Genomic DNA, 15,154 nt, shown 5'->3' with positions numbered 1-15,154 from the left:
CGGCAACTTTATGTCTGCACTTCAAAACTTCGGGCAACTCCCCACATTAATCACATCACCGCAAAGACATACGAATCCCGGGCCTTGGGGGATCAGTTATGTCAGTGTTTTGAGTAATTGTAATCCGCAGAAAATAAGGGATTACGAGGCTCTACCAATGTCTAAGGGGTATGTGTGAATTAAATCGGTATTATGATGCCGATTTACGAGCATAACGCTACGGATGCTTCCGGTTATGGATGCATCCAGACCAACGCCGCGGGAGGGTTTTTCACCAATGACCGGTCGCTATCAGGAAATTTACGAACGTTCGATCGCCGACAAGGAAGGCTTTTGGGCAGAAGCTGCTGAAAACATTTCCTGGTACAAGAAGTGGGATCGCGTTCTTGATGACAGCAACGCGCCATTTTATCGCTGGTTCACCGGTGGCAAGGTCAATACCTGCTATAACGCGCTTGATCGTCATATCGAAGACGGCCGTGGTGATCAGCCCGCCCTGATCTATGACAGCCCGGTCACAAACACCGTTCAGACATTCACCTATTCCCATCTGCGCGATGATGTTGCCCGCCTTGCCGGTGCGCTGCATGCGCGTGGCGTGACCAAGGGTGATCGTGTGATTATCTATATGCCGATGATCCCGCAGGCCGCGATGGCGATGCTGGCGTGCGCGCGTATTGGTGCGATCCATTCTGTGGTGTTTGGTGGTTTTGCGTCCAACGAACTGGCAACCCGCATCAATGATGCCAAACCAAAGCTGATCCTGACCGCAAGCTGCGGCATCGAAGGATCGCGCGTGATCGAATACAAGCCGCTGCTTGATAAAGCCATCGCCATGGCAGAACACAAACCCGAAAGCGTCATCCTGTTCCAGCGCCCGCAAAGCGACGCGCTGTTGATCGATGGTCGCGATTACGACTGGGAAGTCGAATGCGCCAAGGCGGCACCGTCTGATTGTGTGCCGGTTGAAGCCACCGATCCGCTTTACGTCCTTTACACGTCTGGCACCACCGGCCAGCCCAAGGGCGTTGTCCGTGACAATGGTGGCCATATGGTCGCGCTTAATTGGTCGATGAAGAACATCTATGATGTCGAGGCCGGCGACGTTTACTGGGCAGCGTCCGACGTTGGTTGGGTGGTTGGCCATTCCTATATCGTTTATGCACCGCTTCTGGCTGGCTGTACCACGGTGATGTTTGAAGGCAAGCCGGTAGGAACGCCTGATGCCGGTGCCTTCTGGCGGGTGATTTCCCAGCACAAGGTCAAGGTCCTTTTTACCGCGCCAACGGCATTCCGCGCGATCAAGCGCGATGATCCGAAGGCCGCCCACATGGCAAATTATGACCTCAGCAGCCTCAAGGCGCTTTACCTTGCCGGTGAACGTTCGGACCCCGACACCCTGCAGTGGGCTGAAAACAGCCTCGGCGTGCCGGTGATTGATCACTGGTGGCAGACCGAAACCGGCTGGTCGATCTGTGCCAACCCGCGCGGCATTGAATTGCTGCCGATCAAATACGGCTCGCCGACGGTTGCAGCCTGCGGTTGGGATGTGCAGGTTCTGGACGAGGCAGGAAAACCGCTTGAACGCGGTCAAATCGGTGCGCTTGCGGCCAAACTGCCGCTGCCACCGGGAACCCTTCCGACCCTTTGGCAGAATGACGATCGCTTCAAGTCATCCTACCTTGAAGAATTCCCGGGATATTACGCCACAGGCGATGCCGGCTTCATCGATGAAGATGGTTATATCTATGTCATGTCGCGCACGGACGACATCATCAACGTTGCGGGCCATCGCCTGTCGACAGGTGGGATGGAAGAAGTGCTGTCAGGTCATCCCGACGTTGCCGAATGTGCGGTGATTGGTGTGCATGATGATCTTAAGGGGCAATTGCCGCTTGGCTTCATCGTTCTGAAATCCGGTGTGACCCGCCCGCATGATGCGATCCTGGCCGAAATTGTTGCCATGGTCCGTGATCAGATCGGCCCGGTAGCCGCCTTTAAAAAGGCTACCGTGGTTGAACGTCTGCCCAAGACCCGATCGGGCAAGATCCTGCGCAAGACCATGCGTTCCATCGCTGATGGCGAAAGTTACAACACCCCGGCAACGATCGATGATCCGGCGATCCTTCCCGAAATCGCCGAAGTCCTCAAAGAGATCGGTTATGCCAAATAGATAAAACCATCCATCACAGATGCACACTCCCGCTCCCCTGTTAACGGAGCAGCCTTGCACCCGCTTTTGCTTTCAAAAGCGGGTGTTTTTTCTATGTGCAGTCAGGATTTCGGGATGACGGGGCTGTCTTCGCCAAGCGGGCGCTGCATCAGAACTGAATCAAGCCAGCGATCAAACTTGTAACCGACCTTCTTGAAGGTCCCGATCATTTCAAAGCCATGGCGCTGATGCAGGGTGATCGAGGCCTTGTTGGCACTATCGCCGATGGCAGCCACCATCTGACGCCAGGGGCCAGCTTCGCAGCGTTCGATCAGGGCGACCATCAACAAGCTGCCAACGCCCTGACCGACGCAATCCGGGGCAACATAGATCGAATTTTCGACCGTATGGCGATAGGCCGTGCGCGGGCGATAGGTGCTGGCATAGCAGTATCCGACGATCTCATCATCGCGGATGCCAACAAGATAGGGCATGCCCTTATCGCGAATGGCGCGAAAGCGATTGCCGATCTCAGTCGCGTCAGGAGCCTCTTCCTCAAACGAAGCCGTACCATGCAGCACATGGTGGCGATAGATCGCGGTGATGGCCGGAATGTCTTCAATCACGGCATCGCGGATGGTGATGTCGGTTGAGTGTCGCGTTGGAACGTCTTTGGTGGCGGTATTCAGGGGCATGACTTTATCCGGCATGATGATGTTTGAGCTGACAATATGCGCAAACACGGCATAAGATAAGTTTTGATAAATTATGCACAGCATAAGGAAAAGTTTTATATGCGTGCGCTTAACCTTGATCAGCTTCATGCCTTTGCAGATGTTGTCGCACTGGGTAGCTTTTCCGCAGCAGCTGACAAGCTTAATCTCAGTCAACCGGCTATCAGCCAGCAAGTTCGCCAGCTTGAAACCAGAATGGGTGTGAAACTGATCGAGCGCGTTGGTAAACGTGCCGAAGCCACCCCGGCCGGATTGGCGCTTCTTGCCCGTATCAGCGACATTGATGCATCCGTCCGCGCGGCAGAGGATGCAGTTGCCGGCTTTTCAAGTGGCACGACCGGACGTGTGCGGATTGGAACCGGGGCAACGGCCTGTATATATTTCCTACCAGCAATCCTGGAAAAGCTTCAACGCAGCTTCCCGAAGCTTGAAATCATGGTTCGCACAGGCAATGCCAGCGATATCGTGCGCGCGATCGAAGACAACAAGCTGGATGTCGGGCTCGTTACCATGCCGTGCACCGGGCGAAGCCTGTCAGTAACGCCGATCATGACCGATCCGTTTGTTGCGATCTTTCACGCGGATGCTGATGTTGGTGATGTCATCCGCCCCATCGATCTGGAGGCCATGCCACTGGTGCTTTATGAGCGCGGCGGACTGACCCGGACACTGGTTGATGAATGGCTGCGCAAATTCGGTGTTAACGGGCGATCTGTCATGGAACTGGGCAGTGTCGAAGCCATCAGGGAGCTTGTCGGGGCAGGGATCGGCGCGACGATCCTGCCCGAAATGGGCGCAAGGCCGGATCGCACCCAGTTCCCCATCAAAACCCGCCCGCTGTCACCGCCACTAGCGCGCGAGCTTGCCATTGTCATGCGTCGTGACAAAACCCTGACGCCGGGACTAAAGGCTGTCTGCAACAGCCTGAAGGCAGCTGCAGAAAGCCGTAAGACCGGGCACTAAGCTGGTCAGTCTTCGTCAGAAATGAAGAAGGTCGGAAAATCGGCACCCGGTTCCGGGGCGTAAAGGGCAACACCAGCGTTGGTGATCATTTCGGCGATATGGTCGGGTGGTGGGCAATCGGTAAAGAACGCGCTGACATCACGGATAGACCCGCCACGCACAACCGCATTGCGGCCAAACTTGGTGTGATCGGCCACCAGATAGGATTTGCGCGCATTTTTCAGGATTGCGGATCGGGCGCGGACTTCCTGTTCATCGAAATCAAGAAGACTTCCATCCGGATCAATGCCGCCAACACCGAAAATGCCGTAATCAACCTTGTAGCTGTTAAAGAACGCCTCGACCTCCGGACCCAGAACATCGCGGTCACGATTGCGCAGCCGTCCACCAATCAGGGTGACCTCAAAGCTGTCATTGGTGGCGGCGACATAGGCGACATTGAGGTTGTTGGTGAAAATCCGCAAATCGCGATGCTGCAACAGGGCGTTGGCGACAAGCTCTGGCGTGGTGCCGATGGAAAAGAACAGGGATGCGCCATTGGGGATTTCACGCGCAACCAAAGCTGCGATCTTGCGCTTGTCATTGACGTTAAGCACCTTGCGCGCCCGATAGGCGATGTTTTCATGCTCGAGTGCCGGTTCAACACCCCCATGTCGGCGGCGCAGCAGCCCCTCATCACACAGCGCATTGACGTCGCGCCGGATGGTTTGCGGCGTTACATCAAAGCGTTCGGCAAGCTGTTCGATGGTGCGAAAGCCATCTGCACGGACAAGTTCGACAATACCGGCCTGGCGTTCGGTTGGGCGTTTTTGCATGGAAACGTGTCTTCGGTGTTGTTCATTTGAAAAGCTGGCGAATGGTATGAGCCATCCGTGTCGGTTGCGTTACCGTTTGACTGCAATCGTGTGAAACAAACCTTACGGGTTTCTGTTCGCCAGCCCAATGAAAAAGGCCGCCCGGTGGGCGGCCTCTGGAATAGGTCAGGATTTGAAGAGGTTTTCGGCCGCTTCCATGTAATCGGAAGTTTTCGGTTCGTCTTTCTTCTCGTCTTTTTTCTTGCCCGGATAATCCGGTTCCGGATTGATCTGCAGCTCTTCCGGCAGCGGATCCGGTTCGACGTCCTTGGCAATCTTTTCCGGGTTTTTCGAACGCGCGATCACGACCTGTTTCTCAAGGTCAAGCTCGGTGCAAAGACCCATGGTCACCGGGTTGCGCGGTGCAAGGTTTGCCGAGTTCCAGTGCGAACGATCACGGATTTTGCCGATGGTGTCCTTGGTGGTGCCAATCAGCTTGCAAACCTGTGCATCGGAAAGTTCCGGGTGGTGCTTAAGCAGCCATGCAATCGCATTCGGGCGATCCTGGCGCTTGGAAACCGGGGTGTAACGGGCACCTTTGGACTGCGCGCGCGGGCGCGGCAGATCGGATTTCGCCATTTTAAGCAGCTCGCGCGGATCTTTTTCGCAGCGTTCAATTTCTTCTTTGGTCAGCTGACCATTGGCGACCGGATCAAGGCCAACGATACCCTGGCCGACGTCGCCGTCTGCGATGGCCTGAATTTCAAGTTCGTGCAGTTCGGTGAAAGACGCGATCTGCCGGAACGACAAGCCGGTATTGTCGATAAGCCATACAGCGGTTGCTTTGGGCATGAGGGGCTGTGCCATATTTCCTCCTGTTTCCTTCTTTCTCTCTGGAGACCGGCGATGGGTATAAGGCCCAAAAAGCGCGGGAATGTATGCCCCAGAATATAATCTCTTTTGGTGGTCCGACAATGCAGCAAGGTCAACCACAAGGGTTGCTGCGCATCATCGGACCCGCCATTGCGTTCTTTTCGATCAATGTGCGGGTAAATGCAACAATCTGTTGCGGTGTTCTGAAAAGAATATTTCTTTTCGAGCCGCAATCATACGCATGTTGCCATGGATTGGTCAGATAAAAGATATCAGACCTTCATCCATACGCGATCAGTCGACTTCCAGTATCACTTTTCCGATGTGCGCGCCACCCTTCAATATGGCGTGCGCCTCTGATGCCTGTTCAAGCGCGACGGTCTTATAGATCACAGGTGCGACTTTGCCGGATTCCAGAAGCGGCCAGACCTTCTCGCGCAAGGCATCGGCAATCGCCGCCTTGTTGGCGACGGGCTGTGCGCGCAATGTTGAGCCCATCAGCGTCAGACGTTTCAGCAACAGCGGCGTAAAGTTGGTTTCGGCCTTTGGCCCGCGCAGGAAAGCGATGATCAGGATGCGGGCCTCAAAGGCGGCCGCCTTGAAATTCCGGCTGACATAATCGCCTGCAACCATATCAAGAATGACGTCAGCACCCTTGCCATCGGTCGCAGATTTGACCTCTTCGACGAAATCCTGCGTCTTGTAGTTAATCGCAATATCTGCGCCGAGATCACGGCAGGCTTGGCATTTCTCATCGCTGCCAGCCGTCGCAATCACCCTGGCACCAAATGCCTTGGCAAGTTGAATGGCAGTCGTGCCGATCCCAGACGTCCCGCCATGAACCAGAAACGTCTCGCCCGCCTTAAGCTTGGCCTTGTCAAAAATGTTATGCCAGACCGTGAAAAAGGTCTCCGGAACGCCGGCTGCGGCGGTCATGGACATGCCGCTTGGCACCGGCAGGCATTGTACTGCCGGAACGGCCGCATATTGGGCATAGCCGCCACCTGTGACCAGTGCGCAAACCTTGTCGCCGATTTTCCAGCGAGTGACATTGGCGCCAAGCGCGACAACCTCGCCCGAAAGCTCCAGCCCCGGAATGTCCGATGCACCGGGCGGGGGCGGATACATGCCCGCAACCTGCATAAGGTCCGGTCGGTTGACCCCGCTTGCTGCCACCCGAACCAGCACATCATCAGCGCCATAGTCCGGCACCGCGACCTCGCCAAGCACAAGAGCAGGCTTGTCACCGTCCTTGATGATCTCGATGGCTTTCATATTTTCGGGAAATTCTGAAATGGACATAGGGACCTCATTGGCGAAAACTGCGTTTTATACCTATCTAGGATCAGTAAGAGATTCAATGACCGTGACCGGGTCGGAAACAATGGAGGATGACCGTGGACGAAGAAGATGTCGCAATCTTCAAAGGTGGTGAATTTGGTCTGCCGCGTAATCTGGAAGGCATGTCTGTCGATAGCCTGAAAGACTATCGCGCCGCACTGGAACGCGAAATTAAACATGTGGATGAGGCGCTCTCGCACCGTAAGGGTGCGGCGGCAGGGGCCGAGGCACTTTTCAAAAGCTAGGGTGCGGTGGCGCCATCTCGCAGCAGTTTTCTGAATACTATGCGTGAGGATGGTTTTTTTAAACCTGCGGTTAATTGAAAATTAAACTTGCCGCCTTATATGTGGAATAGAGGGTCATCTGATGGCCCCCTTGTCGAACGTGATGTTTCGATGCCTCCCTGTTAAACTGAGCCGCCCTTTTTAGGGCGGTTCTTTTTCTTTCTGATTTATATTCAATGGCTTAATGCTATTGAACTGCGGTCACCTCGCGCGCGTGAATATGGATAAATCCGCAAAAGGGTACGGGTTAATACGTATTGTCACATTTGTGCCATGAATAGCCTTGACCGCCTGTGAAGCGCTGGCTAAAGTTCGCACACAATAAAAAACAAAACCAAAAAAGTCCGGCAAGTTTAGCAGGTTGAGGTGAGACCGCCCCGAAAGTGGGCGGTCTTTCTATTTGGGCATTTCCCTGCCTTGAAGCGGTCCATCACCTTCCCAATATATTGAGGATGACTCACGAGCATCCACCGACGTCAAAGGCGGCGTCGTATCAAAGCAATTTCTCGGTTGTTCATTTTTCGCGGACCTACGATGAAGCCTTTACCCTGTTGGTCGAGGCGCGCAATTACCTCTCTGCGCATCGGGGGCAAAGCAGAAAACGGGGAAACCGCGAAGCCGTTGCACAATGCGTCGAAGAGATGCGCATGACCACGCGATTGATCCGTGCAATGGCGTGGCTGCTTGCCGTGCGCGCGGTGGAAGAGGGCGAAATTCCCTGGGACGAGGCGGTCGATATCGATGACCTGATGGTCGATCTTCGGGTTTGCACCATCAACCAGCACGAAGAATGCGGATTTATCTCGCCCGGTCTTCTTGATCTGATGGGTCGCGCGCACTCGCTTTATATGCGTACTGCCCGCATGGAGCTTCAGGTCGCCGCTCGCTGCAACGGCTAAGCTCTAACCGTCTTTCCCTCACATCAAATCCATTAATGACGGAACCACGCCCACGCGTCGCTTGCGTTTGTCGTCTTGCTATGGATGGAGACAGAAGTGTGGGCGAAGGATCAGGTCCGTGCCTGAACCTGGAAGACCTCAATCGGCTCGGAGAAGCCCTTCATCTGGCGGGTGCCTTGGGAGACAAAGGTCGCCCGGCTGCCGCTATAGGTATTCTTGACGTTATCCGATACCAGCGTTTCATCACCGCCCGCCTGTGCACAGACGCGTGCGGCAAGCTGTACCACGCTGCCAAACAGGTCGTTTTCCTCGGCAATCGCTTCGCCGGCATTGATGCCGATACGGATCTGGAATTTCAGGTCCTGACTGGCATTGTGGGAAGCCATGTTCTTCTGGATTTCAATGGCAGCCTCGACCGAGCTTGCAGAAGACGGGAACACAGCCATGATGCCGTCGCCCATATGTTTGACTTCCTTGCCATAATTATTGATCAGCGCGGTGCGCACGATCTGGTTATGGATATGGACCATCTGTTGCGCGCCGTGATCGCCCAATTCCTGCGTCTTGGCGGTGGAATTGACGATATCGGTAAACATAAGTGCATGAAGCTTCTTGCCGGCAGCCCCTTGTGGGCCGCCAGCGGGTTTGTCGCTCCAGTCGGCAATGGCCTTCGATACCGAGGTCGTGATGCTTTTCTCGTTCTTGATATAGTCGTCCATCGACTGGCGACCGGCACCGTACATATCCTTGTATTTCGGCTCGAGGATATAGTCGTCAACATTCTTGCAGAATGTATCGGCCATGCTTTTGTTCGCACCCAGCGCCGAAATGCAATCGCGCAGGATCATGCGCCCGTCTTTTTGATCAAGGGCATGTTTTTCGCTGCACGCATCACAGGCGCCAGCAACATAAAGGTTAACGCCAAACTTGTGATAGGCATCAAGCGACGGCACGCTTCGCTGAATGGCCTGGATCGATCCGGTGATGAAGTCGCGCATCTGCTCGCGGGTCGCACGCATTTCCCGTGTCTCGACCATCGGCTTTTCTGGGGTGTCGTCGATCGGCTCTGGGGCCTTTGCCTCCGGTGCTTCTTCAGTGATGTCCTGTTCTTCGGGCACGTCGTCAGCGGCTTCGCCACTTTCCTCGCGCGCCATTTCTGCGGCCATTTCGGCTGCCGACTTGCGCCGGGCATCGGAACCGGCACTTTGTCCGGGTGCGGTGCCTCGGCCCGAACGGGTGCCTCTGCCCCTTGCCGGGCTGGCGGATGAGGCGGATGATTTCCGCGCACGGCCTTTGAACTTTTTGGTCAGCGCCATCAGCATCGGGACGACGCTCGCCAAAAAGCCAACGGTAAAGGACAGGAAGTTGATCTTGTCATAGAAGCTCTGACTGATCTTCACACCCATGTCCGGCAGGAATTCAAGACCCTTGGCCGTCACCAACATGGTTGCAAGACCAATCGCAATCGCCACACAAAACGCCATAGCCATCTTAAGGCCAAGTCCGACAAGCGTCTGGCTTTCTGCAACCGATCCGGATGACCGCGCTGCTGGCTTTTTGATGGTTGCCGGGGAAGCTTCACTCGGCTTGTCATCGGATGCATCGGCCCGTGGCATCATCGGTGCCGGTGCCGGGCCCGGGCGTTGAGTCTGAGCTTGCGCCTTGGCCTGCGATGACCGCTTTGGCTGTGCTTTTGGATTGGTGTTCTCAAGCTTGCCCTGACCGCGCGTTTCGTAAATGACATACTCGTCAGAGCTGTTGGTTGCGTTGTTATAAACCTCGCGAATGACCTTCACGCCCGTAACGTGGTTGGCACGCTCGATCTGTTTGGCTTCTTCTTCTGCCTGCTTTTTTTGCGCACCAGTAAAGTGGCCGTGGATCTGCCACCGGCCTGAGCGGTCTTTAACATAGACCTCATAGCTAACCTGGTTACGTGCCGTCACTTGATTCATCTAAGAGCCTGGTGATGCTTGCAAGCAGAACAGGGCAGCAAAGCCAAGCCGCCTTATCCTAACGAAGGGGATTATGGCAAAAAAATGCCGAAATCACCATCAGATATGCTGGGTAGCAGCTAATAGTTGTTCTAACTATAGTTTTTTACCGCCACCAGCTATGCAGATTAATGGTTTAGACAAAGAAAAACGCCCGCGGCATCAAGAAGATGCGACGGGCGCTGATCCCACAGAACACAGAAGCGTGTTCTTTGCTTAGTTGCCGATATTGAAACCAGCGAAGCGCTTTTTGAACTTAGCAAGCTGCCCGCCGCTGTCCAGAAGACGGTGAACACCAGTCCAAGCCGGGTGGCTTTTCGGATCGATGTCGAGCTTCAACACGTCGCCCGGATTGCCCCAGGTCGACTGCGTGGTGAAGGTGCTGCCGTCAGTCATCTGAACGGTGATCTCATGGTAATCGGGATGGATATCTTTTTTCATCGCCTATCACTCCGGAATTTGAAGCGCGGTGTATAGTGTAAAAAATCGGCTCGCGCAACCCCTGTAACCGGTAATTATCCGATTAACGCCAAATGAGGGGAGTGCAGTAGCGATCTGGCGGTCGTTTAGCAGCGCTTGCCCCATGTTTCAAGCTTTTCTCGCACCCGTGCTTATGCATACTTGCACAGGCCTCTTTATATAGTATGGTGCGCCAACAATTGATTGTCGCCTTGCCGGGGCGTTTGACCCCGATGACAGACGGAGAACAAGACTGTGGCCCTTGAGGAAACCCGCTTCCATCAGATTGCAGACGAAACCATCGAAACGCTGTCTGATGTTATTGATGATGCACTGGGCGATGACCTTGAAGTCGATCTGCAGTCCGGAATCCTGACCATCGAACTCGATTCGGGCGAACAATTCATCATTAACAAGCATGGCCCGAACCGTCAGGTCTGGCTGTCTTCGCCAGTCAGCGGCGCAAGCCACTATGACTTTGATGAAGACAACGAAACCTGGACCTCGACCCGTGGTTCGACCACGCTAAATGATCAGCTTGCGACTGATCTTGCGGTCAAAACCGGAAACAAACTTGATCTTGGCTGATCTCTGATTGGCTGCGTGGTTCCCACTGCATACGGGATAAAGTGCCTTGGCGCGTACACCGACTTCTTCTGCAAAACTCTCTGATCGTGAAACCAGCCGGAACCTCTCGTCGCTCCGTGCGATCGTGCCGTTTGTCACGAAATATCGTTTGCAGCTGATCGGCGCGTTGATTGCTCTGGTCACGGCATCGGGAACGGTGCTGGCCCTTGGCAATGGCCTGCGCATGCTGGTCGATGAAGGCTTTGCCGAAGGTGATGGCGCGCTGCTTGATCGCGCACTGTTTGTGCTGTTTGCGGTCACACTGCTTCTGGCAGGCGCAAGTTATATGCGTTTCTTCCTCGTTTCCTGGATCGGCGAACGCGTGGTCGCCGATATCCGGTCCGCGGTCTATCGCCATATCATCCGACTGGACTCGGCCTTTTTCGAAGTCACCCGAACCGGTGAAGTGCTTTCGCGCCTGACAACCGATACCACGCTTCTGCAGGCAGTCATTGGCTCCAGTGTCTCGATTGCGCTGCGCAATGCCCTGATGTTTGTCGGCGGTCTGTCGATGCTTGCCATCACTAGCCCCAAACTCACAGCCCTTGTCTTGCTGGTCGTGCCGTTGGTGGTGATCCCGATTGTTGGCTATGGCCGCCGTGTGCGTCGACTGTCACGCGAATCCCAGGACCGGGTTGCCGATGTCAGTGCTTTTTCCGAAGAAACGCTGAATGCGCTTCGCACGGTTCAGGCCTATACCCACGAAGAAATCGAAAGCAATCGCTTCAGCGGCCACGTCGAGGGTGCGTTCAGAACCGCCGTCGCCCGTATTTCGGCGCGTGCACTTCTGACCGCTATTGTCATTGTCATGGTGTTTGGGGCGGTCGGCACCATCCTGTGGATCGGCGGCCATGATGTGCTTAATGGCACGATCTCGGCCGGCGAGCTTTCTGCCTTTGTCTTCTATGCGGTTGTCGTGGCCGGATCGGTTGGTGCCATCAGTGAGGTTATCGGCGATCTGCAACGCGCAGCCGGTGCCGCCGAACGCCTTGTCGCTCTGCTTTCAACCGAGCCCGAAATCAAGGCGCCGGAAAATCCGGCACCGATGCCTGTGCCCCATCAGGGCCATGTCAGTTTCGAAGACGTCACCTTCCATTACCCGGCACGCCCGGATCGCTCTGCCCTCGAAGGCCTCAACCTGTCGGTCAAGCCGGGCGAGACGGTGGCCCTTGTTGGTCCGTCGGGTGCTGGCAAGACCACGGTCTTCCAGCTACTGCTGCGCTTCTATGATCCGGCAAGTGGCGTGATCCGTGTTGACGGTGTTGATATCAAAACCGCCGATCCGGTGGTCGTTCGTGAACGCATTGGTCTGGTTGCACAGGATCCGGTGATCTTTGCTGCCAATGCCTGGGACAATATTCGTTATGGCCGCCCGGGTGCGAGCGATGATGAAGTCCGCGCCGCTGCCGATGCCGCCCATGCCAGTGAATTTCTTGATCGCCTGCCAGACGGGTTTAATACCTTCCTGGGTGAAAAGGGGGTTCGCCTTTCCGGTGGTCAGCGTCAGCGCATTGCCATTGCGCGCGCCATCCTGCGCAACCCGACCATCCTGCTTCTTGATGAAGCCACCAGTGCCCTTGATGCCGAAAGCGAACAGGTTGTTCAAAAGGCACTCGAAACCATCATGAAAGAACGTACGACGCTGGTGATTGCCCATCGTCTGGCGACGGTTCTTCATGCCGACCGTATTGCCGTGATTGATGATGGCAAGCTGGTCGCTGTCGGCACCCATCAGGAACTGCTCGAAAGCTCCCCGCTATATGGTCGTCTGGCCAAGCTGCAGTTTGACCGCGACGCTGCCTAATCAAAGCAAACACGCTTCTCTCTAGTATTCCTGCCACCCATGTGGGGGAGGTCTGATCTGCTTTGTCGCTGAACGTGCGAAGTAGGATTGTTCCTTGCTGGCCGCTGTCGTCGATTCCATTCCCTCAAGGCAACAAAAAACCCGCCACAAGGGCGGGTTCTTCATTGGTGTTTGATCTGTGCCTTACTCGGCGCTGGCGATCTTGCGGTTGCCGATCGACAGTTCGGCATATTGTTTGCGCAGCACATCAGAATCGGCAAGGAAACGATCAAGCTCATCACCCTTAAGCGTCTTGCCGCTTGGCATCTTGACGCGGATCGGGTTGACCTGGGCGTTGTTTTTCAGGATCTCGTAATGCAGATGCGGGCCGGTTGAACGGCCCGTGGTGCCGACATAGCCGATAACGTCACCCTGCTTGACGCGCGAACCCTGACGTAGGCCTTTGGCAAAGCCGTTCATGTGGGCATATGCGGTGTCATAGGAATCGTTGTGACGGATCAGGATGTAATTGCCATACCCGCCATTGCGACCGATCTTGGCAATCGTGCCGTTACCCGCGGCAAAGATCGGTGTGCCCGTCGGGGCAGCAAAGTCGATCCCCTTATGCATCTTGGTGTAACCAAGGATCGGGTGTTTGCGTTTGCCATAACCCGATGACAGGCGTGCACCATTGATCGGGGTCCGCATCAGCGCACGGCGATAAGACTCACCCTTCTGATTATAGAAGTCGGTCTCGCCATTGCTGTCGGTATAGGAATAAAGCCGGACTTCATGACCGCTTAGCGTCATGCTGGCATAAAGGACATCACCGAAACGAACGCGCTCGCCGGCATCGTTCTGAAGTTCCTGATACATGATCTCGAAACTGTCGCCCGGCTGGATGTCGCGCTGGAAGTCGACCTCATAGGAATAAAGCTCGATCAGGTCCATCAGAACAGGGATCGGAACGCCATTGCGTTCAGCCGCCAAAAACAGGCTCTGTTCAATCGTGCCGGACGCCACATTGCGTGCCGGGGTCAGTTCGATCTTGTCCGAGGATGCCTGATAGCCATCATCTGTGCGTGATACCGAAACAATGGTCTCGGGATCGGGCTGGAAGCTCATCTGATCGAGAAGTTCGATATCGTCTTGTGCGTCTGCGGCATATACAAGGTCAAATTCCTGACCGGCACGCAGTTTGCGCGGATTGAAAACATCGCGCAGCGCTTCAATGGCGTTATAGGCTGATGTGCGCTCAAGGCCGGTGGCGGTCAGTGTCGCCATCAGGTTGGAGCCCTGTTCAAGGACAACCGTTTCGCGGCGCGGCTCAAGATCGGGGATACTGGCGGTTTCGGTGACAGGGGTGTCACCATCCAGATGGAGGCTCTCAGCTGCACTGGCGGACAGGGCCGTATCCGAGGCGTTGGAATAATGATCGGATAACAGATACCCGGTTGTTCCCCCCAGAATCACCATCACGCTTGCAATAGAAACCAAGTCTCTTCCGGCCATTGCCGTAGAACTCCCCTAAAAGACAATAATCAGTTCACCCGAGCTGTTGCTCTTTCCGGCAACATCGCCTCAAACCTTATACATAAAAGATTTGGCGATGTGAAATGCGAATTGCTGCGGGCAAAAGTGGAACCCATCACGACATAATGGCGCGATTTCCTTTACGAACCGTTGAGGGAATCCTGCCGCCTTTGCTTTGATGGGCGGCGATCATGTGGCATCGCAGAATGGCAAGATCAAGGCAGTCGAAAGCTGTTTGTAATTCGGGTCACGAAACAGGCGTTTCGGGGGCCAAAATACCAACTTGAAACGACACATATATATGTAGTGTTTCGGGCGTGCTTAAAGCGCGCTTCCAGACAGGGGCAAGTTCGGCATCCTTCATGTCTGTGTTGGAAAGCCCATGAGTGGCTGATGCCGAATAGCGTGATCCATGTTTGTCTCTGGTTTATCAACCACGGGATGAGGGCAAAATAACCCCGGTTCCTGCCTGTTTGGCCTGTTTTCACAAAATTGTATTTTTTCGGCATTTTTTTCCGAAAAAGGGTTTGACAGTTTTGGGAGTGGGGCCTATAACCCGCCTCCACCGACGGGGTGCGGCGCCAAACGAAACGGCGACGCGGACTTGGCGGTTCGGGGCTTCGGCCTTTGAGTTCTTTGACATTGTAGATCAGAAGGAAGGGATGCGCGGGCAGCGTTATGGCGCTACAGTCTGTGCATCCTGGAGACGACCGATCGATTT

Annotated in this window: 13 protein-coding genes and 1 pseudogene; 7 read left to right on the top strand and 7 right to left on the bottom strand. The window is 55.0% G+C overall.

Annotation, left to right across the window (positions count from 1 at the left end; translation table 11 throughout):
- Positions 1–277 precede the first annotated feature (277 nt).
- Entirely contained in the window at positions 278–2,173 is a 1,896-nt protein-coding gene (locus tag CMO10_RS10110) for a propionyl-CoA synthetase (protein ID WP_297021470.1), read from the top strand.
- Positions 2,174–2,274: 101 nt separating this feature from the next.
- On the opposite strand, the gene CMO10_RS10105 is transcribed toward CMO10_RS10110, so the two are convergent.
- Complete coding sequence (locus CMO10_RS10105; RefSeq protein WP_297021467.1) at positions 2,275–2,847, bottom strand: GNAT family N-acetyltransferase; 573 nt, start codon at positions 2,845–2,847, stop codon at positions 2,275–2,277.
- A 99-nt stretch (positions 2,848–2,946) separates the two neighbouring features.
- Between CMO10_RS10105 and CMO10_RS19820 the strand changes: the two are divergent.
- Positions 2,947–3,126: pseudogene (locus CMO10_RS19820) on the top strand (helix-turn-helix domain-containing protein); the annotation flags it as partial.
- A 12-nt stretch (positions 3,127–3,138) separates the two neighbouring features.
- Complete coding sequence (locus tag CMO10_RS10100) at positions 3,139–3,849, top strand: LysR family transcriptional regulator substrate-binding protein (protein ID WP_472910359.1); 711 nt, start codon at positions 3,139–3,141, stop codon at positions 3,847–3,849.
- A 5-nt stretch (positions 3,850–3,854) separates the two neighbouring features.
- On the opposite strand, the gene CMO10_RS10095 is transcribed toward CMO10_RS10100, so the two are convergent.
- The 3 genes from CMO10_RS10095 to CMO10_RS10085 all read right to left on the bottom strand — a co-directional run bounded on the left by CMO10_RS10095 (position 3,855) and on the right by CMO10_RS10085 (position 6,818).
- Positions 3,855–4,664: a DeoR/GlpR family DNA-binding transcription regulator gene (locus CMO10_RS10095; RefSeq protein WP_044828171.1), complete on the bottom strand. Its 810-nt coding sequence runs from the start codon at positions 4,662–4,664 to the stop codon at positions 3,855–3,857.
- Positions 4,665–4,829: 165 nt separating this feature from the next.
- Complete coding sequence (locus tag CMO10_RS10090; RefSeq protein ID WP_044830319.1) at positions 4,830–5,510, bottom strand: DUF1013 domain-containing protein; 681 nt, start codon at positions 5,508–5,510, stop codon at positions 4,830–4,832.
- Positions 5,511–5,810: 300 nt separating this feature from the next.
- Positions 5,811–6,818, bottom strand: a complete 1,008-nt coding sequence (locus CMO10_RS10085; RefSeq protein WP_297021460.1) for an NAD(P)H-quinone oxidoreductase — start codon at positions 6,816–6,818, stop codon at positions 5,811–5,813.
- 89 nt (positions 6,819–6,907) lie between these two features.
- On the opposite strand from CMO10_RS10085, the gene CMO10_RS10080 reads away from it, so the two are divergent.
- Complete coding sequence (locus tag CMO10_RS10080; protein ID WP_297021458.1) at positions 6,908–7,102, top strand: DUF1192 domain-containing protein; 195 nt, start codon at positions 6,908–6,910, stop codon at positions 7,100–7,102.
- 491 nt (positions 7,103–7,593) lie between these two features.
- Positions 7,594–8,040: a DUF1465 family protein gene (locus CMO10_RS10075; RefSeq protein ID WP_297021455.1), complete on the top strand. Its 447-nt coding sequence runs from the start codon at positions 7,594–7,596 to the stop codon at positions 8,038–8,040.
- Between the two features lie 110 nt (positions 8,041–8,150).
- Here CMO10_RS10075 and CMO10_RS10070 read toward each other — a convergent pair whose 3' ends face one another.
- On the bottom strand, positions 8,151–9,992 hold the full coding sequence (locus CMO10_RS10070) for an adenylate/guanylate cyclase domain-containing protein (protein WP_297021452.1): 1,842 nt from the start codon (positions 9,990–9,992) through the stop codon (positions 8,151–8,153).
- 255 nt (positions 9,993–10,247) lie between these two features.
- Positions 10,248–10,472: a 50S ribosomal protein L31 gene (rpmE, locus tag CMO10_RS10065; RefSeq protein ID WP_008891651.1), complete on the bottom strand. Its 225-nt coding sequence runs from the start codon at positions 10,470–10,472 to the stop codon at positions 10,248–10,250.
- A 273-nt stretch (positions 10,473–10,745) separates the two neighbouring features.
- Between rpmE and cyaY the strand changes: the two genes are divergently transcribed.
- Together cyaY and CMO10_RS10055 are read left to right on the top strand one after the other, a co-directional pair.
- Positions 10,746–11,078 carry an iron donor protein CyaY gene (gene cyaY, locus CMO10_RS10060; RefSeq protein WP_044830315.1) on the top strand — a complete coding sequence of 111 codons (333 nt, stop codon included), beginning with the start codon at positions 10,746–10,748 and terminating at the stop codon, positions 11,076–11,078.
- A gap of 46 nt (positions 11,079–11,124) precedes the next feature.
- Complete coding sequence (locus CMO10_RS10055) at positions 11,125–12,921, top strand: ABC transporter transmembrane domain-containing protein (RefSeq protein WP_297021448.1); 1,797 nt, start codon at positions 11,125–11,127, stop codon at positions 12,919–12,921.
- Positions 12,922–13,104: 183 nt separating this feature from the next.
- On the opposite strand, the gene CMO10_RS10050 is transcribed toward CMO10_RS10055, so the two are convergent.
- The gene (locus CMO10_RS10050) at positions 13,105–14,397 is read right to left on the bottom strand and encodes a M23 family metallopeptidase (protein ID WP_235285171.1); all 1,293 of its coding nucleotides are present in this window, start codon (positions 14,395–14,397) and stop codon (positions 13,105–13,107) included.
- Between the last annotated feature and the right edge of the window lie 757 nt (positions 14,398–15,154).

The organism is Thalassospira sp. (assembly GCF_002709775.1).
Taxonomy (GTDB): Bacteria; Pseudomonadota; Alphaproteobacteria; order Rhodospirillales; family Thalassospiraceae; genus Thalassospira.
Note: the sequence above shows the minus strand (reverse complement) of the source record. Positions and strands in the feature narration are given on the sequence as shown.

Bases quoted from the DNA above. Each gene is read 5' to 3' on its own strand.
- CMO10_RS10070 (WP_297021452.1), bottom strand. From the start codon at position 9,992: ATGAATCAAGTGACGGCACGTAACCAGGTTAGCTATGAGGTCTATGTT.
- CMO10_RS10075 (WP_297021455.1), top strand. From the start codon at position 7,594: ATGACTCACGAGCATCCACCGACGTCAAAGGCGGCGTCGTATCAAAGC.
- rpmE (WP_008891651.1), bottom strand. From the start codon at position 10,472: ATGAAAAAAGATATCCATCCCGATTACCATGAGATCACCGTTCAGATG.
- CMO10_RS10110 (WP_297021470.1), top strand. From the start codon at position 278: ATGACCGGTCGCTATCAGGAAATTTACGAACGTTCGATCGCCGACAAG.
- CMO10_RS10085 (WP_297021460.1), bottom strand. From the start codon at position 6,818: ATGTCCATTTCAGAATTTCCCGAAAATATGAAAGCCATCGAGATCATC.
- CMO10_RS10090 (WP_044830319.1), bottom strand. From the start codon at position 5,510: ATGGCACAGCCCCTCATGCCCAAAGCAACCGCTGTATGGCTTATCGAC.
- CMO10_RS10095 (WP_044828171.1), bottom strand. From the start codon at position 4,664: ATGCAAAAACGCCCAACCGAACGCCAGGCCGGTATTGTCGAACTTGTC.
- CMO10_RS10080 (WP_297021458.1), top strand. From the start codon at position 6,908: ATGACCGTGGACGAAGAAGATGTCGCAATCTTCAAAGGTGGTGAATTT.
- CMO10_RS10105 (WP_297021467.1), bottom strand. From the start codon at position 2,847: ATGCCCCTGAATACCGCCACCAAAGACGTTCCAACGCGACACTCAACC.